The 21,682-nt window shown below is 53.9% G+C and carries 17 protein-coding genes; 6 read left to right on the forward strand and 11 right to left on the reverse strand.

What is annotated here, in order from left to right:
* The 3 genes from A6X21_RS11000 to rpsT form a co-directional block, all read right to left on the reverse strand.
* Window positions 1-387, reverse strand: a 387-nt coding sequence (locus tag A6X21_RS11000; RefSeq protein ID WP_165603766.1) for an AAA family ATPase, incomplete at its 3' end; no start/stop codon positions are given.
* Between the two features lie 42 nt (window positions 388-429).
* Window positions 430-975, reverse strand: a complete 546-nt coding sequence (locus tag A6X21_RS11005) for a hypothetical protein (protein WP_068847822.1) — start codon at window positions 973-975, stop codon at window positions 430-432.
* 374 nt (window positions 976-1,349) lie between these two features.
* On the reverse strand, window positions 1,350-1,664 hold the full coding sequence (gene rpsT / locus A6X21_RS11010; protein WP_068847824.1) for a 30S ribosomal protein S20: 315 nt from the start codon (window positions 1,662-1,664) through the stop codon (window positions 1,350-1,352).
* A gap of 478 nt (window positions 1,665-2,142) precedes the next feature.
* On the opposite strand from rpsT, the gene A6X21_RS11015 reads away from it, so the two are divergent.
* The 3 genes from A6X21_RS11015 (at window position 2,143) to A6X21_RS11025 (ending at window position 5,141) form a co-directional block, all read left to right on the forward strand.
* Window positions 2,143-2,940 (forward strand): NfeD family protein, encoded by a 798-nt coding sequence (locus tag A6X21_RS11015; protein ID WP_068847825.1) that lies wholly within the window; start codon window positions 2,143-2,145, stop codon window positions 2,938-2,940.
* Window positions 2,941-3,228: 288 nt separating this feature from the next.
* Window positions 3,229-4,287: a flotillin-like protein FloA gene (floA, locus tag A6X21_RS11020; RefSeq protein ID WP_068847827.1), complete on the forward strand. Its 1,059-nt coding sequence runs from the start codon at window positions 3,229-3,231 to the stop codon at window positions 4,285-4,287.
* Window positions 4,288-4,403: 116 nt separating this feature from the next.
* On the forward strand, window positions 4,404-5,141 hold the full coding sequence (locus A6X21_RS11025) for a hypothetical protein (protein ID WP_068847829.1): 738 nt from the start codon (window positions 4,404-4,406) through the stop codon (window positions 5,139-5,141).
* 368 nt (window positions 5,142-5,509) lie between these two features.
* Here the strand turns inward: A6X21_RS11025 and A6X21_RS11030 are convergent, their stop codons facing one another.
* Together A6X21_RS11030 and A6X21_RS11035 are read right to left on the reverse strand one after the other, a co-directional pair.
* A complete protein-coding gene (locus A6X21_RS11030) occupies window positions 5,510-7,552 on the reverse strand; it encodes a hypothetical protein (RefSeq protein WP_068847831.1) in 2,043 nt (680 codons plus the stop codon).
* Window positions 7,553-8,095: 543 nt separating this feature from the next.
* Complete coding sequence (locus A6X21_RS11035; protein ID WP_068847832.1) at window positions 8,096-9,805, reverse strand: M28 family peptidase; 1,710 nt, start codon at window positions 9,803-9,805, stop codon at window positions 8,096-8,098.
* A gap of 331 nt (window positions 9,806-10,136) precedes the next feature.
* Between A6X21_RS11035 and rpsR the strand changes: the two genes are divergently transcribed.
* Window positions 10,137-10,421, forward strand: coding sequence for a 30S ribosomal protein S18 (rpsR, locus tag A6X21_RS11040; RefSeq protein WP_068847834.1), 285 nt, complete (start codon window positions 10,137-10,139; stop codon window positions 10,419-10,421).
* 302 nt (window positions 10,422-10,723) lie between these two features.
* Here rpsR and A6X21_RS11050 read toward each other — a convergent pair whose 3' ends face one another.
* From A6X21_RS11050 to A6X21_RS11060, 3 genes are all read right to left on the reverse strand, one after another.
* Window positions 10,724-11,131: a molybdenum cofactor biosynthesis protein MoaE gene (locus A6X21_RS11050; RefSeq protein ID WP_068847904.1), complete on the reverse strand. Its 408-nt coding sequence runs from the start codon at window positions 11,129-11,131 to the stop codon at window positions 10,724-10,726.
* Window positions 11,132-11,234: 103 nt separating this feature from the next.
* Window positions 11,235-11,513 carry a MoaD/ThiS family protein gene (locus tag A6X21_RS11055; RefSeq protein WP_068847838.1) on the reverse strand — a complete coding sequence of 93 codons (279 nt, stop codon included), beginning with the start codon at window positions 11,511-11,513 and terminating at the stop codon, window positions 11,235-11,237.
* Between the two features lie 159 nt (window positions 11,514-11,672).
* On the reverse strand, window positions 11,673-14,735 hold the full coding sequence (locus A6X21_RS11060) for an FAD-binding and (Fe-S)-binding domain-containing protein (RefSeq protein WP_068847840.1): 3,063 nt from the start codon (window positions 14,733-14,735) through the stop codon (window positions 11,673-11,675).
* Window positions 14,736-15,073: 338 nt separating this feature from the next.
* Between A6X21_RS11060 and A6X21_RS11065 the strand changes: the two genes are divergently transcribed.
* A complete protein-coding gene (locus A6X21_RS11065; RefSeq protein WP_068847842.1) occupies window positions 15,074-16,171 on the forward strand; it encodes a metallophosphoesterase in 1,098 nt (365 codons plus the stop codon).
* 144 nt (window positions 16,172-16,315) lie between these two features.
* On the opposite strand, the gene A6X21_RS11070 is transcribed toward A6X21_RS11065, so the two are convergent.
* The gene (locus tag A6X21_RS11070) at window positions 16,316-18,235 is read right to left on the reverse strand and encodes a vWA domain-containing protein (protein ID WP_068847844.1); all 1,920 of its coding nucleotides are present in this window, start codon (window positions 18,233-18,235) and stop codon (window positions 16,316-16,318) included.
* An 830-nt stretch (window positions 18,236-19,065) separates the two neighbouring features.
* Between A6X21_RS11070 and A6X21_RS11075 the strand changes: the two genes are divergently transcribed.
* Window positions 19,066-19,938, forward strand: a complete 873-nt coding sequence (locus tag A6X21_RS11075; RefSeq protein ID WP_068847845.1) for an alpha/beta fold hydrolase — start codon at window positions 19,066-19,068, stop codon at window positions 19,936-19,938.
* Window positions 19,939-20,035: 97 nt separating this feature from the next.
* On the opposite strand, the gene A6X21_RS11080 is transcribed toward A6X21_RS11075, so the two are convergent.
* Both A6X21_RS11080 and A6X21_RS11085 read right to left on the reverse strand, forming a co-directional pair.
* Entirely contained in the window at window positions 20,036-20,824 is a 789-nt protein-coding gene (locus tag A6X21_RS11080) for a hypothetical protein (protein ID WP_131818296.1), read from the reverse strand.
* Between the two features lie 152 nt (window positions 20,825-20,976).
* A complete protein-coding gene (locus A6X21_RS11085; RefSeq protein ID WP_068847848.1) occupies window positions 20,977-21,660 on the reverse strand; it encodes an HAD family hydrolase in 684 nt (227 codons plus the stop codon).
* Window positions 21,661-21,682 lie beyond the last annotated feature (22 nt).

Here is a 21,682-nt window from a genome sequence, read left to right on the forward strand (position 1 = left end):
CTCAGGAGCTGGGGATTCTGGAGTTGCGGCAGGCTTTTCGGCAGGCGCGCCTTCGGTGGCAGGCTGACTGCTGTTGGAGGCAATGTATCCCAGAAGTTCGGAGGGCGTCAGTTGTGGGAAAAGCACCGGGACAAAGCGGTATCTGGCGGCTCCGCTCTCTGAGTTCTTCGAGTTTTCGTCAGCCTGCAACTCTCGGGAAAGCATTTCCAGAACGGTTGTCTTTCCCAATCCTGGCTGGCCAGCCAGCAGGCCCGCTCCTTTCGATGTCTCGATCAGATAACGAAGCTTCAGCAGTGCGGCTTGATGTGAGCGACTCCCGAGAAATCCTGACGTGGGAAGTTCTCCACCAAACGGCGGCCGGGTTAATCCCCAATGAGACTCGTACATGTTGATTACCTGTCAAAACAAATTCACGCTGCAAGCCTGCACTTACGGGGCAAGGGTTGCAGGTGCTGCACTCTGGGAATAAGGCACAACTTCTACCGATGATTTTATGGGAGAAGATTTAGCGGGATGATCTCGCGAGAAAGTATCGGGCTGCTCTGAATCCGTTTTAATGGGCTCAGTTTCAATCGGCTCAATCTCGCCCGCAAACCAGACGGCCTGATTAGAGACGGACTTTGTCGCTGACGGTCTGAAAGAAGCTGGCTCAATCGTCGCAGTGCGATCATTCTCATGCACTGAGTGAACGGCCGCTGTCACGTATGCGGGAACGGCTTCAGAGACTTCAACCTTGCCGGCAATGGGAGTTGGTCGAGGGACGGGCACGAGTCCCGGCGCAGGATCTCCACGTTCGAGTGAACCGAGCAGGGCGTCAATCCCGGTGGATGAGTCTTCGTGATCGACGACGGAAGAAGATTGTGTGATCCACCACAAACCTATGATGGTGCAAGGTAAGGTGATCAAAGCCAGGATCACGGCAGTCGTGATTGTGCGCAGTCGACTCTGGACATACAGGCCGGAAAAGAAGGCCATCGTCGACTCCCGATCAAGTGATTCAATGGCAAGGCCATGCCTGGACTATTACCTGTCTCACCTATCGGTTCGATGATGGGGTCGAGTTTAACGATTTTTCCGGTTTTGACGAAGGGGGTGGAAGTTTGAAGTTGGAGGTGTGACGTGTGAAGATGGAGGTTGCCTGGCGTTGGAAGTTGGAGTGAATTGAGGTTGCACCCGAATCATTGCCAATCGCCATTTGGGCTTCTCAATGCTCGGCTAAAGCAAAAAGAGGTACTGACCATGGTCAGTACCTCTTTGGATTCAACGCCTTAGCAGGTTGTGATGACTGAGCTGTCACGCAATGCCATTTTGTGAGCCCTATCGGCTCACTACGAGTGGTTCTCGACAAACTACTCAGCAGCCGGTGCCTGGGCGGCAGCAGATTTGGCAGCGAGAGCTTTGTTGAGCGAAATTGTGAGTCGCGATTTATCGCGAGCGGCTTTGTTTTTGTGGATCAGGCCGCGAGCTGCCATCTGATCAATCTTCTTAATGGCCACACGCAACTGAGTTGTGGCATCATCCACAGACCCACCGGTGACAACAGCTGTGAACGTCAGACGTGTCTTTTTCACTGTCGTACGCAGTACAGAACGCAGAACTCGATTGGCGGCTCGTCGCTTTAACTGTTTGCGAAGAGATCGTCTTGCACCGTCGCTGTTTGGCATAACTACTGAACCAGATTGACGTTAAGTTGCATTAAAATGCTTGTTAAAAACACTTTGTTCGACACAAGCACCCAAAGAGAACTGGGAGTTTATCGCCTGATCTCTGGTATTTCCAGTCAATCGCACTGCGATTCGAGTTCCTTCCAGTCACTTTGCCAAGGATCACCCAGTCACTTCGCTGCGAATAACCGCAGGAGGGATCCATTCACAAAAGTCTGGACGGCTCAAGCTCACATTTCAACCCGGCTGACGTCTACAATGGGAGGGGATCCACGAATGTGTCAGCTCGTATCACACGATCAATACCTTTGTGGGCTCAATGAATCTCAAAGCCTCCTGACATCTTGGAGCAATCTGCCCCACAAGGGATTCTGGCGAGATGAAGAGCTCCGATTGAGAAATCATCAGCACAAGAATCTCGCTTCCGTTACCATAAATCGTCCATTGCGACCCTCTGTCAATGTTTTCAGGAATTGGAATGAACGGTTACGCCCTCTGGTCAATCCTGTTGCTGATCTTTGGGTTGACGACGTTGATTGCCGAAGTCTTCATTCCTTCCGGTGGGGCACTCGCAGTCATTACGGTCCTGGCAATTGTGGGCTCGTTGATATTTTCGGCCATGGCATGGCTCTGGGCGGCACCTCTCGTTTTCGCGGCTCACTTTGCTCTAGTTCTTGTCCTGGTACCGCTCTGCCTGCTGGGCGCCCTTGAAATTCTCCCGCGAACACGAGCTGGTAAGCGGATGATTCTGCAAGGGCCGGATGGTGATCGTCTGAAAGCCCCGCAGGCATCGACGGACGAGAAACTGGCCTCTCTGGTGGGACGCCAGGGGTTAGCGAGAACAGCATTATCGCCGGGTGGATCAGTGATGATCGACGAGGTCCGCTACTCGGCCATTTCCGGAGAATCCCTGATTGACCCAGGCTCCCCGATTATCGTCACGGGTTTACGCGGATCGACGCTGATCGTGTCTCCTGTCGCGAAGGGATTGGTGACGTCCCAGGTCCCGCCTGGTTCAACAGTTCCATCCCTCCCGCCTGAAACGGAACAAAAGACGAGTCTTCGGGAGGCTCAAGTCCTTCCAGTCACAGAGTCCGGATCATCGACCACCAGGGAAGCTCAGTCGCCAAGCCCCGAAACTTACGCCTCTGCTCCGCCGGCCTCCCCAGTGCTGACTTCTCCTGCGTTGCCTTCTCCAATCGTGGAACTCGATCCATTCGCCCAACTGGCTGATGATCCCGAAAAGATCGCGACAGATAACACGAAAGCTGTTTGAGTTTTTCATTGTCTGCGAAAACTTACACCAGGGGCACGAACATGGAATCACTTTGCCTGGCCTTTGGAAAACAATTCACTCCTTGATTTGTGCCTCTCGTCAGATTAGACCGTAGGAAACTGTATGGAGTGGTATTACTGCTCCTGAGTAAAAGAGACTGATCTGACTCTCCAGATTTCCCGTTGTGACTTCTGATCAGTCTCATCAAGAAGTTGCTCTGGTCGCATTTTCGACAGACTTTAAGCATCCATAAAGAACACCCATTTCTGACCCGAGTTTGAGGTTCGCATGTTAGGTGATTTTGCGGCTGATTCTGGATTCCTGCTGGCCCAGAACCGAACGACGGGGATTGTCATCGGTGTGACCGCCGTCGTGGTCATTCTCGGTCTGATTCTGACCTACCTGCTGATTCGTTACTTCAGCCTCTGGATCCAGTGCAAGTTGACGGGCGTCGGGATTGGGATGTTCCAGCTTGTCACGATGTCGATCCGCAAGGTTGATCCCGATGTCATCGTGCGGGCCAAGATTATGGCCGTGCAATCTGGGATGACGGACACCTATCCCATCTCGACGCGGGATCTCGAAGCCCATTACCTTTCGCGAGGGAATGTGCTGAATGTGATCAAAGCCATGGTGGCAGCTTATCGCGCCAAGATCGAATTGAGCTGGCAGACTGCTCAGGCGATTGATCTTGCCGGACGTGATCTGCTGGAAGCCGTTCGCACCAGTGTTTACCCCAAAATCATTGATTGTCCCGATCCTCGTAAAGGTTCAAGCACACTCGATGCAGTGGCTCAGGATGGGATTCAATTGAAAGCGCGAGCCCGCGTGACTGTGCGGACCAATCTCCAGCAACTGATTGGTGGTGCCACTGAAGAAACGATTATTGCTCGTGTCGGGCAGGGGATTGTGCGGGCGATTGGCTCGACGGAAAACTACAAAAAAGTGCTTGAGAATCCCGACCGTATTTCACAAACAGTGCTGGAACTGGGGCTCGAAGCGAATACGGCTTTCGAAATTGTCTCCATCGATATCGCTGACATCGACGTGGGTGAGAATGTGGGTGCTCGGCTTTCTGCTGATCAGGCCGAAGCCGACATGCGTGTCGCTCAGGCCAATGCTGAGCAGCGCCGTGCGGAATTTACGGCCCGCGAGCAGGAAATGATTGCCGAAGTCCAGGCCAACCGAGCGGAAGTTGTTCTGGCAGAAGCGGAAGTTCCCAAAGCGGTTGCCGAAGCATTCCAGAACGGCGCCTTGGGGCTGCTCGATTACTACGAATTGAAGAATGTCCAGGCGGATACTCAGATGCGCTCTGCTATTGCCGGGCAATCTGTCACGCAGCGATAATGTTTGTTTGCTCTGTTAATGCTCATGAAAATCCATTTTGAGTGCGGTATTCGTGAGAGCTGGAGATCGGGAAAACTCACCCGATTGATCGATTGAGTCATGATGAGGACAGACAGATGTTCACACCGAGCGATTTCTTGCTGGCACCCTCATTAGGGATTGATGCCGGGCAGATTGTCGGTTTGCTGGTGCTTCTGTTTACTGTCCTGAGTTGGGTCGTCAACGCGATTCAGGGTGCCCAGAAGGCCATGGCTGAGAAGCAGGCCAAAGAGAAGTTTAAGAACTCTTCCCAACAGACTCCCCCGACCCGGATTGAAGAATTTCTCCGTGAAGCGAACGAGAAGCTTTCGGGGGGAAATCAGGAGCGAACTCAACGACGTGCGGAAGAAGCCCGTCGCCGGCAGGAAGCTCTGCAGCGAAAAACAGCCAAAGAGCAACAAAAACAGCAGAAGAAACCGAAGGAATCAACCGTCCGCTCCCCAGGTGGCAACATGGGTGGGAAAGGACTTGCCAACCCATCGAATCGCCCATTTGCGAACACAGCTCCTTCATCGAACCCGAGTTCATTTCCGAGTTCCTCAGGGGCACTCAATCTCAATGAGCCTGTGGGAACTGCAAATTCTGCCAACATGTCCGGGACTGCGTCTCAGACGGCGAATCCCTCTCAATTTGGTGAACTGGGGATGATGGCCGGGGGAACTGCTGGTAATCAGACCGGTAATCTGGCCGACCCGGGGCGAATGTCTGCTGCGGCGGGGCCGCATCCAATTATTGAAATGCTCAAACGTCCCGGCGGCGCAGCGCAGGCCGTTCTGATTAACGAGATTCTCTCGCGCCCCAAGTCGCTCCGCTAGCGCCATGTGACTCTGCCAGCCCCAAGCCACTGCACTCACAGAGCTCTGGCTGCGAGTTATCGAGACGTCGCAGGTCCCGACAGACGCATCAACGTGGTGGTGCAAATCGCCAGTGATGACTTGAGACGCTTGCGACAAATCTGTGGTGCTGAGAGAGGCTTGTCAGACGTTTGTTCAGAGCTGCAAGCACTATACGAAGGCGTGGGACACGTATGGTGCAGGTTCTTGTCGTTGTGACTGAGCACAACGACCTGTATGGGCCAGGCGCATGCTTGCCCAGAACTGCAAGCATGGGACAAAGGCCGCAAGCATGGCACGAAGAGACCATAGATTACGTGGATCCATGACGGCGGTGTTTCGACTGGCAGTTATGTGCCATCGCTGCTCTTAGACAAAGGCCGAGAGGGTGGTGGTGTATCGCTGGAGGGAAGAGTCTCATTGCGGGATTCGGCACGTACTGTCGTATCGGAAGTCGATTGGGCTGGCAAAGTTGTCTGATTCGAAGCTGGCTTGAGGGAACCCCAATCTAAGGGAACCGCACGAATCTTCCAGCCACGCCGATTGTCGTCGGTCGACAGCGAGTGACTCACTTTTCCACTGGTCGGATCTTTGGTTTCGGGAATAGCGAGAACTTTGTCATCCTGAGGCGAAGTACTGGAGAGTGAACGATCAGGTACGTTCTCCAGCTTCAGGGCAGAGGCGGGTGCCAGAATCGAAATAGCCGAGGGAGCGGCATTGAAGAGTTCGGGTTCGTCGCCAGAGTTCATGGCCGGACGAGCGACTGTTCCCGAGACATTTAACGATCGTAGCCGGGCCTGCTGCTCTCGAAGGTCTTCATCTGTCGGTACGGGGGGGTTCCCAGCGGCGCTCATGTTCTGAGAAGTCGTGGCGGGCTTGAGTGGCATCGGTGCCGGTGCAGTTGGTGTCACCGGGACTGTCGCTGGAGTAGGGACTGTCGCTGGCGGCAATACCACTGGTGCAGCACCAGGGATCACTGGAGAACTGGCACTGGCTGGCGCGGACTCCGTGTCAGACTTGTCTGACGAGTTTGATTTGATTTCCGTCGCGGGAAGAGCCTTCGGATCAGGCTCAGGTTTATTGGCAGGAACAGCCCCCGGGGTCGCTGTGATCCCTGGTAGCAGTGTGGAAGGCTGGGCTTCATTCCCGGGTTTTGATTCAGGAGTGGGTTCGACAACAGGCTTAGGCCAAACCCGGCTGTGGTAAATCCGCAACGCATTCAAAGAGTGATAAAGTGGTCCGCAATCCGAAGGGGCCTTGCGATTATCAATCATATCTTTGGACAGCACGGTGACCGCATTTCGCACCCATGGTTCGTTAAGCCTTTCAGCCGGCAGTGCTGCCGCTAAAAATTCCAAAGTATGCCCGGTGGTATTCAACCGGGAGTTCAGATCGGTCGTGTAGCCCGGGCCTTGATAGAACTTACTTGAGAAGGTGCCGTCCGGATTCTGCATGGAGCGAGCGGTCTCGGTATATCGCTTGATCTTGTAATCGGCTTCAAACCAGACTCCGTTCAGAGGCAAGCCTTCCTTGATGTGCTTGTCTCGGGCACGCGCCAGCGCGAACAACCCGTGGTTCCCTCCGCAAGCTCCCTTTTCAACGGCGGCGGCATTCTGGATCTGTACCAGGCGTTCGATACTCCATGGTTCGTTTCGCGCATTGGCCCACTGCGTCGTCGTGGGGTAGTAATGGACCAGAGCCCACAGCACCCAGGTGATCTCTTCACGGTCGTTGACATCACGCATGCTCGTCTGCAGCATCTCGGTGATCGTGACATCCCGTGTTGGAGTCTTGAAGGCGAAAGTGGGCGGCAGATCGGATTCTGAGAGCAAGGCAAGGAATTGAGAGGGGTGACCTTCAAAGGCATAGGCGCGCGTGAAGGGATGAAACTTCCCGCCATTGGGCGTAATCAGGATCCAGGGTTTACCGTCAAACTGGGGATTCGAACTGGCGATCCACGAAATGGCCGAGACCTTTTCGTTACCAAGTTTGAGTTGAAACGATTCGTGGAGTGCCAGAATGCCGTGGAAAATCTGCCAGGGCGTATGCACGTTAGCCGTCAGGTATCGCTGACTCGTGACCTGAATGGCAGTCGAAACCTGCTGATAAAGCGGATCGCTCAAAGGATCATTTGCAGGAAACGGCGGTGCGGGAACCATAAAGGTCTTGGGCGCTAGCGTGACGGGAGGTGTCACGACTCCATTTCCTGCCGGTGAACTGGCACCTGCCGAAGTTCCCCCAGTGGCTGGATTCACAGGAGTCGTGATTCCCGCAGGATTCGCACCTGGTGGCAGAGACGATGGCCCGGTGATCGCACCTGTCTGAGCGTGGACATTCGACAACACTCCCAGCGAAAGGAATCCGCAGGCCAATGCCCTTTTCAGGTCGTGCATACGAAGTATTCCTTGACGACAAACTCGGATGGCTGTGCCGGCAGATACGCACCACATACGTTTTCAAGCCTTTGTACAGGAAAGACTGACGGCAGCATCCAAGCTGACTTCGAACAAATGCCTGACGGCCACAAGGTCTCTCCAGGGAGAAGTGCCTTCAGGCCATGATCATGCGCCAACTTTCCATCAACGCTGTTTTATTTGAGTATCGACGAGATACGACCGGCCAAATTGGCCGAACGTCTCAAACATGTTTTTCAATCAATCCCTGAGAGTTCTGCCTTATAGGCGACTTTTCGGCAGGATCATGTGGGGGGATTGAACAGGAATCGAACCCGAACTGAAACGTTAACACGGCCAGTTCGACACTTCAGCATCAATCATGCAAAAGCTGCTTCCCTCAGGCGTACTATTGCAAAAAACTCTGACAATTGCCCATTCCAAAGCATGATCTGCCGATCTTTCATTCACCCAGTTCACGAGACTTCAGCCACTTCGATTTACTTCTTGCCACCAATGATTCGCCAGGGCACATATCCCGCATTATGAACCGCTTGACCTGCTGAAGAGAATGGGGGTGACAATCACTTTGCGTAGCTGTCCCATATTCTCAACTTCCAGTTCTGTCGGTTCTGTCATCTGGTCCGCAGTTTGTCTCCATTTCTGAATAGATCCCACGGGTTGACCAGCCACCTGATAGATCCAATCTCCTGGAACCAATCCTGCTGCTGCCGCGGGTGAAAAGGGAATGACATCGGTGACACCCACCACGTGGGGCATGGCGGGGTCAGAGCGCGTGGCCACACCGACGCGGATCGCGGAACCCGCCAGATGAAGAGTGACCTCTCGCTGAGTCCCATCGGGTTTCCTGAGCAAGACAGGCACGACGGGTGGAGCTGTCACCACCAGAGATTTCAGTCGTGGTGTGTTCAATTCGGTAAATGGGCCAAATGAAATGATGCGCTCGCCGACTTCAATACCAGCCAGTGCCGCTGCTGAGCCGGGGCGGACATAATCGATCACGATCTCTCCTTCCTCTGCCGGTTCGTTTTTCCAGGTGAGCCCGAGTCTGGGAGGTGTTGCCGCCAGAGGAGTGACATATTGGACACCACGTTGGCTTTCCTGGAAGACTTCATTTCGAAAAGGCGGAATTGTGTCCTGATTTCCCAGGGTGAGCACTGCACGAAAGATCCAGCGGGAAATTCGCTCGATGCCTTCAAATTCAAGTCGATCGGCATCGTCTGTAGGGCGGTGGTAGTCTTCGTGCAGCTCTGTATCGACCTGCAAGGCCGGGATCCGGCGGCTGTAAAATGGCCAGTGATCAGAATCGGAATTAACCGTGTCATCAAACTTGATACGCAGCTTCGAACTTTGATTGGCCCGGGCAAGGATCTCACGAAACCCCGCCATCGAACGCCACCCCTGCACCTTGACGGTATCGTTGCGCAAACGGCCTACCATATCGGTATTGATCACCGCGCGAATTCGATCTGTGCGAACTAAGCCGCTGTTCACCCAGTGAGTCGAGCCGATCAGGCCGTTTTCTTCCGAATCCCAAAAGGCAATGATGACCGTACGCCTCAGTGGAGGGTGTGCATCCAGAGCACGGGCCATACTCAACAGGAGTGATGTGCCGCTGGCGTTATCATCGGCTCCGTTATGAATCTGTCCCACGCCACCCCGGCTATTACTGACATTCCCATAACCCACATGATCGAAATGCGCTCCCAGGAGAATCACTTCCTCTCGCAACGCGGGGTCGCTTCCGGTTTTCTTCGCGAGAATGTTGCGGCAGTTATTCCCGAATTCCTGATACCACTGAAATGTGCCGGCCGGCTCAAGAGTGGTTTTCTTGAGTTCAGTGACCAGATAAGCCGCCGCTGCCTGACCGCCACGACTTCCCGCCTGACGGCCTTCTAGTGCATCGCTGGCCAGAACTCCGACCGTTTGCCGGATGGCATCGCGATGAATCAGGCTTTCGGCTGATGAAGCGGAAGAGTGAGTTTTGCTGTTGAGCGCTGCGTTAGCTTCAGCATTGGTGGCCGTCAGAACATCTGCCTTGGGGAGAACTCCTGCTCGAGAGACCTGTGCTTCGCCAGCCTTCAGCGTTTGATAATGACCTTGTCCAACACAGGCAATGAGTGTCAGCAGGCACAGCCACAGCTTGAGTGAGGGCGCATGTTCGCATAACCGGTCATGGCTCAGGCCGCAGCGTTGCTGATGACCATCAGTTGCTGGATGTCCAGAATTCATGAATGCAGGCCCTTGTCGCGTCTTGCGGGTTGAAGTTTTGAGAATCCCTTGGCGTTAATGCGTCAAATCCTGATGGCAGAAAAGCTTATGCCGAAGCCTCAGGATTCCTGCCAGCCTTGAAGGTTTATCGTAACAATCAACCAGGAAATAACTTACAAAGAATCAGCAGCCAGGTGGGGCGACAGTTGCAAACTTTGTCGCTGCTGCGATAATGCTCAATTACTAAGCAATGCAGTGATTTTGAAAAAGAAATCTCTGCCACATCGAAGCGTTTCTGAAAATTGTTCAGAGACGGGCCTGATTGATCAGGTCGCCCAACGAGAGGAAACGAATGGCCCAGTACACCAAAACCGAAATCAAGAAGCTTCGCAAGAAGCGTCAGCGTCTCAAGAAGAAGCTCAAGTGCCGCTTCTGCCCGGATGGCTGTGACAAGCCACCACGTCCGATCTTTGTTGATTACAAAGATCTCAAGACACTCCGCCAGATGATTGACCGCGAAGGGAATCTGCTGGCTCGCCGCAAGACGGGGACCTGCGTGAAGTATCAGCGCGTGGTCCGCGACGCTGTTCTCCGCGCTCGCTTCATGGGGCTCCTCCCTTATGTGGCTGAAGAGTAAACTCTTCCAGCGATAACCATCAGTTTCTGAGTTCATTACCAGCCACTGATGATCGCAAGCAGATATAAGACAATTTGCAAAGGGCTGCTGGATGACTTCCAGCAGCCCTTTTTCTGTTTGATCACATTTTTTGATGACTATTTTCGATGTGTGACTGATACGGTTCCCACGAAACAACGGCGTGCTGTTGGTCGCAAAAATATGCTTGCTCAGAGCCCCAAGCATGGCACACCGAACGTGATTTTTCATGGAGAGCGTTTTGTCGGAAGATCCCCGCATACTATCGCTGGCATGTTGATCGATCAGGGATGAACCCATTCCTGGCTGCCATCGGACCAGTTCTCTTTTTTCCAGATGGGGACACGCCTTTTCAACTCATCAATCATGTATTGCCCCGCAGCAAAGGCAGCATCGCGATGAGGCGCAGAGACAGCAACTCCCACGCTGATTTCTCCCAACGTCAGGTGGCCGAGTCGATGGATGGTCTCGATCTTCGCCAGTATCCACTTTTCGCGGGCCTCGGCTTCAATTCGATCCATCTCGGCAATCGCCATAGGTGCGAAAGCTTCGTAATCGAGAGCCAGGGTCTGTCGCTGATTCGTAAACTCCCGCACGGTTCCCAGAAACAGGATCACGGCCCCCGCTTGTGTTGTCTGGACAGCGTTGAGCAATTGCTGTGAATCAATCGGATGTTCGGTCAGTCTTGGCATCTTGCTCCCGGCTTTTTCCACTGACACAATTCTGATGAATTGCGAGATCTGGTCTTCTTGATGATCTGGCCTTCTTGATGAAGGCACATGAACCTCGTGAGGCTCACCCTCCACTGACCGGGGGAAAGCAGGCGACGGGCTCTCCGGGTTGAACCACGGTATTTTCGTCAGCGTACTGAGTCCCGACGGCAAAGAGCAGTTTCGCCCCCAGGGAAGCCAGTCGCGGAAATCGGGCCATGAGAGCGTGCTGAACATCTGCGATTGTCACAGGTCGCCCTTCGACAGGAACTTCGAGCGAGACCCTGGCAACACTCGTGAGTTCCCGTGCCAGGGCAAACAATTGCACGTCCACAACCTGCTCATGAATAACACTGGAATTCATCGGATCACCTCCACATGCGGAAATGAAATCTGCTGGCCCAGGTCTGGTCGCTGATTGACAACGGGATTCATTACCAGCCGACAACAACTTCGATGTGCCGCACCCTGATTTTACAGTTCCCGCAAAAAATGTGGGTATTGAATCGACGGGGAATTTCCATCATTCAAGAGTATATTTTCTGGTCTGGTGCTTGAACCGGGCCTTGAGTTCCGGCATGAGACCATAAGCCATCGCCATCAGCTTGATGGGATGTAATGTCGGCGTGGCAGTGCGCTGGGTCATCTGCAAACGACAGCCACTGCATTCCGTCACGCCAAAATCCCAATCACGGGATCGCATGGTTTCCATGAGTTCATGGCCGATTTTCATCGAGGTCTGAAAATTTTTGCTCGACAGCCCAAAGGTACCGGCCATTCCCGAACAGCCTCGTTCGACGGCATGCAGCTCCAGCTTGGGAATCAGTCGGCAGATCTCCAGAAGAGGCTGTCTTTCGCCGAGTGACTTCAAATGGCAGGGGGTATGGTACACCGCCCGCAAGGGAGTCATCGCGAGAGGTTCTGTCGGTATGGGTAAACGCCCTTGTGCTGCTAATTCTGCTAAAAACGCCCCCGCTTCCACGGTCTGTTGTGCTACCAGTTCGGCATCCGGATGTTGAGTCAACCTGGGATATTCCTTCTTCAAACACAAAGCCGCCGTGGGCTCAGTACAGATAATCCGTAATCCGTCACGAGCGTGAGGGGCCAGCACGCGCAGATTTTCCAATGCCAGTTCACGGGCCGCTGGCAACTCACCAGCCGAGATCAAGGCCATCCCGGAGGCCAGTTGTCCCTTCGGAACAATGAGCTCAAACCCCAGATGCTCCAGCACTCGGCTGAACGCCATCGCCAGTTCTGTGTCGTGGTAGTTCGCAAAATGATCGACAAAGTAAACCACTGGCTGAAGCGGCTTTTTCTGACCTGCGACCGGCTCAGAAGCAGATTGCGGAACCTCAACGGCTTGTTGGGCGGTTTGCTGAAGAAAAGACTTTCGAGAGAAAAGTGGTAATCGCCGCTCTCTGGCGACTCCTGTCAGCAATTCCAGCACCCGGCGGAACGTGCTCCAGTTGAGCAATGGGTTGAGGACTGGAGCTAACCAACTCCCCCATGGCCCCCAGACATCAGGCCGCGAAAGAAGCCAGTCGACTCGGGAAACACCCTGTTGAGCTGCCGCCTGGCCTTTCAATTCGATGGCCATTCGCGGGATATCCACATGAGAAGGGCATTCGAGTGAACATTGCTGACAGTTAAAGCACGAATTGAGAATAGGGAGCATTTCCGGGCGAGTCAGCGTCTCTGGCGCAAGCCTGCCAGAAAGAGTATCTCGAAACACCACAGCTTTGGCTCGTGGGCTGGAGACCTCCTGATGGGTCACATGAAAGAACGGGCACATGCGGTGACTGCGGTCTTCACGACGACAATTTCCGCAGCCATTGCAGGCATTGACCGCCTCAATCGCTTCACCCTGGGGCCACGAGTGGCATAACTCCACGAGTTCGCCGGTCGGAGCTTGAACTGGCAGTTCCTGCTCAAAAGTGGACTTCAATTCCCGGCCAGAAAAGTGAATGGGTTCCACAGCTCTTGCCTGCTGACTGGCAGAGGGAAAAGCCGTTCCCCAACCGACTCGCGCTGCGGCAGGGACAACATGCCCGGGAGCCAGCAAGCCTTCGGGATCAAAGATGTTTTTGACCTCTTTGAAGATGTCGCACAGCGAACCATACTGCTCTCGCAGCGCACTGGTTCGCAAGCTGCCCAGGCCTTGAGTACTGCCGATACAACCACCCAGCGACCAGGCGGCTTCATACAAGGCGTACTGCAACTGCTCTAAAGCGGCAACAGGCCATGCCGCTCGATCTGTCAGCAAAGGTCGAAAGTGAACGACACCCATGGCAGCATGTGAATACATGACCGCCGAGATATCGGCCATTTGAAAAGCTTTATGGGCCTTGGCCAGAAATTCCGCGAGTGCTTCTGGCGGGACGACCAGATCATCAAAGATCCGCACAGTCCGCATGCCGCCACGAGGCTTTTCCAACTGGGGAAGGATCTTGCGGGAAAGCGACCAGAGAAACTCGACATCACTGGGCGAATTCGCTTCATAGGCCGTTAAATGCCCTTCCGCAATTCGTGCGGTGCAGCGTCTGAGGCTGGTCAACTGTTCGCGACATTCCGATTCCGTCTCGGCCGTCACTTCAATCAACACCGCAGCTTCAATGGTCGGAGGAATAATCATCAGAAACCGGTCATCGAGCTCTCGAGCCAGAGTCAGGATTCTGCGATCGACGAGGTCACAGGCTGCTGGCTCCATCACTCGAACCTGATGCACCACTTCAATGGCTGAATCGAGTGTCGGGCAAAGTAACAACAGAACACCGCGATGGGCTGGCAATGGGGTCGTATGCAGCGTGATTCCTGTATACAAACCCAAGGTCCCTTCGGAACCGACCAGCAGGCGGCACAAATCGAGCCGCTCTTCCGTCAGAACTCCCCGTAATTGATAGCCTCCCCTGCGCAGCAGCGTGACTCCCGGTTGAGACGCCTTGATCAGGGCGGCCTCATTTCTCAAGATCGACTCGAGCCGGCAGATGATCGTTCGTTTGACCTGATGGGGCTGATTCTCCGGAGCCTGCCGATCGGGCATGGCTAAAGGTTCGAGTCCCGCCGTAAACTGCGTCCCTCTGGCCAGCATGACCTGCAGCGAGGCGACATGATCGTGGGCTGCCCCATGACGCAAGCCGTGCGGCCCAATGCCATCAACTCCAACAACTCCTCCCACAGTCGCTACGGCAGAATCCAGAGGATAGACCCCAAACTCGCGGCCATAAGGCCTTAAACGACGGTTCAGTTCGTCAATGGTGATCCCCGGCTCAACGCGGACTGTGCGCTCACTCATCGAGAGCACACGGTTCATGCTGGCCGAAACATCAATGATCAATCCGGGGCCCAGAGACTGCCCGAATAGCGAAGTTCCTGCACCTCGCACAGTCATCGGAATGCTGTGCTCATGACAATACTGCACCAGCACGACCAGATCTTCAGCATCTTCTGGCAGCGCCACTCCACAGGGAGCCTCACGAGTGACACCTCCATCCTGGGAGTAAACAATCGATGCCACCCGACTCACATCGAGCTTGCCCCGAAAAAGTCCGGAGAGGTCTTCCTTGATTCGAGTCGCCCAGATTTCCACAGCCTCAAGAATCCTGACTGAAAGGCCCCACCATAGATCAACGGTTACTGCTCGTCGAATACATCATCAGAGAAAATAGACTACCTCATCTCACGGGCTTCCAGTAGTCCGTGGCGTTGAGAACTCAAAGCCGCTCTCAGGGATTTTTTTACGAACATGTGCCATCCCTCTCGATGTCGGACTGGTTTGCTGGTGATGCGACGTGCTGCACAATCAGCAGGAAGACCTGAGATTATCTCATGTCGCCAGATCTGGTACGATGCGCAAAATATGACGTCATCGAGATTGCCGTGTTGTTGCGATTTCTCATCAGTCAGGACTCCACCAAAGGATGATTCATGCAACCCTGGCCAACCCGTATTCAGGGGCCTGTGGCTGTGATTGGGGATGTTCACGGTCAACTCGACCTGTTGAATTCCATTCTTTCGCAACTTCAACAGCTACCCAACTACGATGAGTTATGGATTGTCCTGATTGGTGATCTCGTCGATCGTGGACCCGATCCTGGCGGGGTGATTCAACGGATTCTTGAACTCCGGGAAGAACATCGCCGCACGACAGTCGTCTTTGGTAATCACGAACTGGCCATGCTGGGGGCCCTGGGCTGGGTGCCAACGCCAGAGTTTGCCGAATGGAACCCACGATGGATTCAGTTCTACGACTCCGAACCGACGTTTCGTTCCTACGGCGTTGAGCCGGGTGATCTGGAAGGTCTGGCCCGTGCCATTCCTCCTGAACATAAAGAGTTTCTGACAACGATGCCCTGGGTGGTGGAACATCCGGAGAACATCTTTGTGCATGCGGGTCTGGATGCCAATCAGCCGACAGAAATGCAGCTCAGAATTCTGCATGCCAAAGACTGGACGCTCGTTCGTCCGCCCTGGCTATGTGATAAAGCCTTTGCTGCCCAGGATGGCCCGCCTGATAACTGGCGACGAATCATCTCCGGGCACGTTCCCACTGCCGAAGTTGTTATCCGGCCCAAGAGAATTCTCACAGACACCACGGGTGGACTGCGTGGTGAACTGAGCTGTGTGATTCTTCCCGAGTGCCGGATTCTCCAGAGTCGCGGCGGGGCGGATCGCGCTGTCACTCAGGCCGATGAATCGATGCCCACCCGGCATCACGAATCATCAGCAACAGCAAATACTGCTCACGTTCAGCCCTCTGCCACAGTACGCCAGCCAGCAGTCCAGCCGCCCGCAGTCTCTCCGCAGCGAGGGATATCAACGGAATCGAATCGAATCTCCGATCGGGTATCGACTTCACATGGAGTTCCACGCGATCGATCAGCCGAGGAAAAAACGTCCTCTGGACATGCTGAGCAGGGAAGAACAGCTTCTGAAAAGAAGCGAGGGTCGTCTCGCTCAAATCGCAGAGAACAACCCTCAGGTTCCGCTCAGAAGATGTCGTGGTGGAAACGCCTGCTGGGTTGATTCTTCATGGGTTGGATTCAACCGATGAAGTACAAATCATCAGTCGATACGCCTCAAGGGCATTCACAGCGCAGAGATAGTTACGGAGACATGCTTGCCCAAAGCTGAAAGCATGGCACATGAGTAACGATACTTGAGTAATGGCTAGATCTCTCGTCGGACAGGGCCGGCGGGAACCATCTTCTTGACCTTCTTGCCGGTCTTGGGATCTTCTTCTTCGATAAAGCGTGGACGGAGCTTTTCGTCATTCCCGTTGCCACCCCGCATGGCGGCCGCGTTGTAGTAGCCCTCTTTCCATTCCCAACCTAAAGGACGGCTCAGCTCACGTTCAGCCATCAAACCCCATGGGGTGCCAGCATGCTCATCCACAACACGCTTCAGGTATTCATTCGCCCGGTTCGCCAATTTCTTGACACTGGCCCCGGATGTAATTTCTTTGGCAGGAACCAACTCCCAGCGGTTGTTCCCGGCTTTCTCGAACTTGCGTGGAGAAGCCTTCATTTCGGCCAGCATGGTGTTGTAACCAAAGGCACGCACCTTCAGCGCGAGCAAACGGCCCATGGCCAGATCATAGCTGGCTTTCCAGCGAGGTTCGGTGATTTTGGCGCGATCCTTTTCGCCGACTTCCAACTGTGTGAGAAGCTGCGAAATCTTGTAGTCGAAATCAGCCAGAGGACGTTGAGCGCGATCGATTGATGTGCGAAGCTCCCCATCATTTGCTGCGGGGAAGCCGAGGCTGGGCAATGGAATCTGGATGTCTTTGTTCTGCTCAGCCAATGTAACCAGAGCCTGCTTGGCCATGTTCTTGCGAATATCTTGGTCCAGCAATGTGATCGTGCGGTAATCGGGTTGATAGTTACGCATTGTCTGTGGATCGAGCGATGGCCCTTTGCCACTATCTGCCACGAAGTAAAGGCCGCCGGTTTCGGCACAAAGACGAGTCAACGCATAAGGTCCAAAGCCTGAGGAAAGGTTTTCGAGGCCGTAATCGTTAATCCCCCAGAAACCGAGATGGACGAATTCCTGATAGAACGATTCTGGGCCGCGATCCATCACACCGATGACCTGTTCGCCATTCTCCAGCTCAAACGGTTCTTCGACCTGACGCTTGCCAAAGGGAGCGGCGTCACCAACGACATAGCACCGAATGCCTGCTCGTTTGGTCGATGAAATGGCCTGCTCGAGCTTTTCACGAGCGTCAGAACCTGCTTCGTCGGTCACGACGATCAGCATGACGTTGCGGCCCATTTTCGTGCGGTAAGAGAGGAACTTATTGGCAGCAGTAATGACTGCTCCAAAAGTGTTCTCCTGGCCTCCGGATTCGCTCTTCACACCGCGAACCGTTTTGACGAGTTGACCCACATCATCAATCGGATCTTCAGTCTGAATGTTCGTTCGTTCGCCGAAGGTGACCACAGCCGATTTGAGGGCTTTGTCTGCGGAAACATTCATGGCATTGAGTTGTGCGTAAACGTTTTCCACGCGATCTGCAATCACGTTACGCCGCTTATGCAGAGAAGGAGAAACGTCAAACAGCCAGACGACCAGTGTTTTCTTTTCCCGCAAGGAGGCGGCAATTTCAAAGGCCAGACGATCGACAGCGCCTTCCACACCACCGGGATGCTCAGTCGCTCCCTGGGCATTGATCGCTTGTGTCAGCTCTGTTCGAGGAGGTTCGACGATGGCTTCAGTCGCAGGAAGTTCGGGTTTGAAAGGATCTTCCAACTGCTCTTTGAATTCTTCTTCCGACTTCTGACCCATCGCCACAGAGGCTTCCTGAGAGGCACCCAGCATGTTGAAGTTGCTGTCGTTGCCCATCACATCGGAGACGGCGACATCGAATTTGAATTCGGCTTCCTGCGGAATGTCCTGAATTTCACTGGTAATCATCAACTGCTCACGGATCGCTTCCGAGAATGTGATGAGCGAAAAGCAGAAGAGAACGACCACATGGAGTGCGAGGCTGATGGTCCACGCACCGGATTCCTTGATGCGATCCCACCACGAAGGACCAAAGTCCATCTCGTAAACAACATCATCCTGCGGTTGTGTTATGCTGGCCATGTTTGCACCTGAAGAGGCTCACTGCAGATCGGCAACGCCGGTCGTTCAGAACAGATAGTTTACTGAATTCACCGTCATTGATCTGAAGCAGATCCTTGAAGACCAATCCCAATCGACCCAACCCAACTTGACGAACTCTTGGCAACATCCGTTTTAGCAGCAACTTCTGTTTCAGGAAGTTGCCGCTTATGCATCAAAATTCTCATCGAATATGCCTGAGCAAACGGCTCAGCATCATTTTCTCAAAATCAACCGCTCTTACCAGATGTGACTATTTATTCAGCATACGCTACCGCTCAGTTTCGAGAAGTGCAATTGGCATTTTCGGTCAATTCACATGCCTGATTTCAACGAGACATTCGTATTCACCAAAACATATTTTCTGATTGCACCCAAAAACACATCTGTGTTTTGCATAGGGTGACTAAGTACCTCAAACACTTCCGTTGCCTTAGGACCAGCCCCTCAGGCAAAACTTCCAAAACAGCGGAATCTCGCTTTAAGCCCATATTGTCAAAGAATTACCTCTCTGAACTTGGCTAAGGTTCGACGATTTCTCTCGGGAACGATCTCGATTTCTTGCGACTGGCCCGGAGAATCGTGCAAAATCAAGGAAACTATTCTCAGTACAGCCCGCTGACCGATGGTCATTGAGAGTGCCTTTCTCCAAGCTTGATTTTTCGTAACATGCAATTCGATCAAGGGTTAAGGTGCAATTCCTGTATCCCGGAGATTCCCTTCATCGCTGACCAAAGCTCAGACGATGAACGAATGACAATCAACTGGAGTATTGGCACTCAGAACGAATCCGCCATCTGGGAGAATTCACCGTGAATGGGGCCTGCTGGCTGGCAGAAAAACGTGGAAATGACGGCATCGACCTCCGCTACCGGGATTATCGGCCTGATCGAAGTGCTGGCTGGACAACCCTGATTGTCCACGGAGTGGCTGAGCACGGTGGCCGTTACGACCATGTTTCACGCTGGCTGCTGCAACGCGGTGTCCGGGTCATCGTCCCGGATCTCCGTGGTCATGGCCGCTCGGGGGGTGTGCGAACGTTCGTCAAACACTTTTCCCAGTACATTGATGATCTGGTGCTGTTGAGAAAATCACTGGAACTCGATCCCCACCGCCTGATGGTGCTGGGGCACAGCATGGGGGGGCTGGTTGCGACTCGATATGCACAACTTGAACCGCGCGGCCTGGCAGTTCTGGCACTCTCTTCCCCACTGCTGAAACTTCAGCAGCAGATCTCTCCGGTCACGCTGGCGATGGGGGCCATCTGTAACATCCTGGCGCCGGCCACGCGTTTCCCCACGAAGTTTCGACATGGACAGATGACGAAGGATCCGCTGGCTCTGGCCAAGCGTCAAAGCGATCCTTTTCTCCAGAAGAGTATTACTGCTCGCTGGTTTTTCAGCATGAAGTCAGCACTTCAGCAGGTTCACCGCGACGCATCGGATATTCGTGTTCCTGTAAAAATCCTGCAAGGGGCAGATGATCGCACAGTGCATCCCTCAGGGGCACAGGAATTTCTCCACGACTTGAGCCCGGGCTTAACCGCCGAACTTCAATATCTGCCCCAGCATCTGCACGAAATTCTCCAGGAGTCCGACTGGGAAACTTCTCTCAAGAGCTTTTACGATTTCGGCAACGAACAGATCGCTCAGCCTTCCCTGAGGCACATTCGACCGACAGGTTGATGAACGACGGGTTGATGAACGGTGCGTTGATGAACACTGTGGACTGACGTCGCTCCACCACGCCTGCATCAACAGTTTTTTCTGCACCGGAGCCGAGTTATTCCTCGGCGAATTTTCTGAGTCTGAGTGACTGAATCTGCAGATTTCTGGGCCCGTACTGAGTGTCATAAGTGCCAATGTAAATACCACCTTCGCTGTAATCCCTGAGCGGCAGATTCTGGGCCAGTTGGAGAGTACCGACTTTGAGCGATGCCGCCTGATCTTTGACGACCAGTGAGACCGGCAGAGAGCCTTTCCATTCCATCCGCCCGAATTCGACGTGCGAATCTTTTTCTGCGGCCCCTTCCTTGAACACACAATGGAACCAGGGCGAACCACTGGTTCTGGTGCCGATCTGGAAGAGAGCATGGCCAGAGCCATCTTTCCAGCCTAACAGGAAGAACCAGCCACCCGTTCCTTCGGCCTGCATCATCCCTTCCAGCTCGAACTGATGGGCACTGCCAATCTCGATGGCGGCATTTGCTCCCGTCACTCGCGACAGCAGATTATTGAGAATTCCAAATTCGCCGTTGATGGCAAACTCACCCAGTAGGTGCGGATGACCTTTGACCGGCCCGGAAAGATTCAGTGTTTTGACCAGTTTGATCGGGCCTTTCTCGGGCAGGGCCTGCACGCCAACTTTCCGCTGCCGGGGTGGAAGGAACAAAATTTCCCAGGGCGGATTCTTTTGAGCCTCTTTGGCATTCGGGCCGGCAGTTTTTTTGGATTGGGCCTGAGCAATCGAAATGGCACCACTCCCCAGAAAACTTCCGGCAGAAATCTGGCATGCCCCGACCAGCATCTGACTCAGCCACTTGCGGCGATCCTGCATAGCGACAACCTTCACGGTCTGTTCTCTGAATCCCAACTCCGGTTTCCCCATCGGCTGAAGAGCGGGTTGAGACCACTATCAATAACAGATCCCACACGCTGGAAGCATGAGAAAAATCGAGAAGTCCAGTTCAAGAGGGCGTTGTTTTTGAGCGATGGAGTTCGCGATCATGCCTGCAATTCCTGCAGCCAGCGGGTGTCATGCAGATTGTCAATTAACCAATCGGGTTTCGCAGCTTCCAGAGAATGACGTGCATAAACCCCGGTGGCCACAGCCACCACCTGGGCACCAATCGCGCGACCACATTTGACATCGGCAGGGGTGTCTCCCACGACGATCACTGGCAAACGTTCCAATTGAGGTTCATCTCCTGTGAGGCGACTCCAGATGGATCGCGCGACATCATCGCGATCGACATGTTCATCACCGAAACCGCCATCAGAAAAATGGTGGTCGATCCCATAATGACGCAGCTTGATCCACGCAGCTTCTTCGAAGTTGCCTGTCAGCAACGACAACCGCCATTCCCCCGCATGCGAAAGCTGGCTGAGAATTTCCACCGTTCCCGGCAAGAGCCCCCCGGCATGTGTTTCGAGATATTTTGGCAGATGAGCCAGATATCGATCGCGCAGCTTCATCAGACTCAGTGGATCACACTCACCACCATGAAACGCAAAAAGATCACGCGTGATGGCACGATCCGTTCGCCCCGCTGTCGGAATTCCTGTCACCTCTTTCAGAGTGCGAAATTCCTCACGGAAGACATCTTCCATAGCAGCCTGTCCGGCTCCACCCGCATCGATGAGTGTCCCATCAATATCGAACAGCACTGTCCCGCGTCGAGTCGGCATTTCGGGGTTCTCGCTTGCTGAA

Source organism: Planctopirus hydrillae (genome assembly GCF_001707835.1).
GTDB classification, from domain to species: Bacteria; Planctomycetota; Planctomycetia; order Planctomycetales; family Planctomycetaceae; genus Planctopirus; species Planctopirus hydrillae.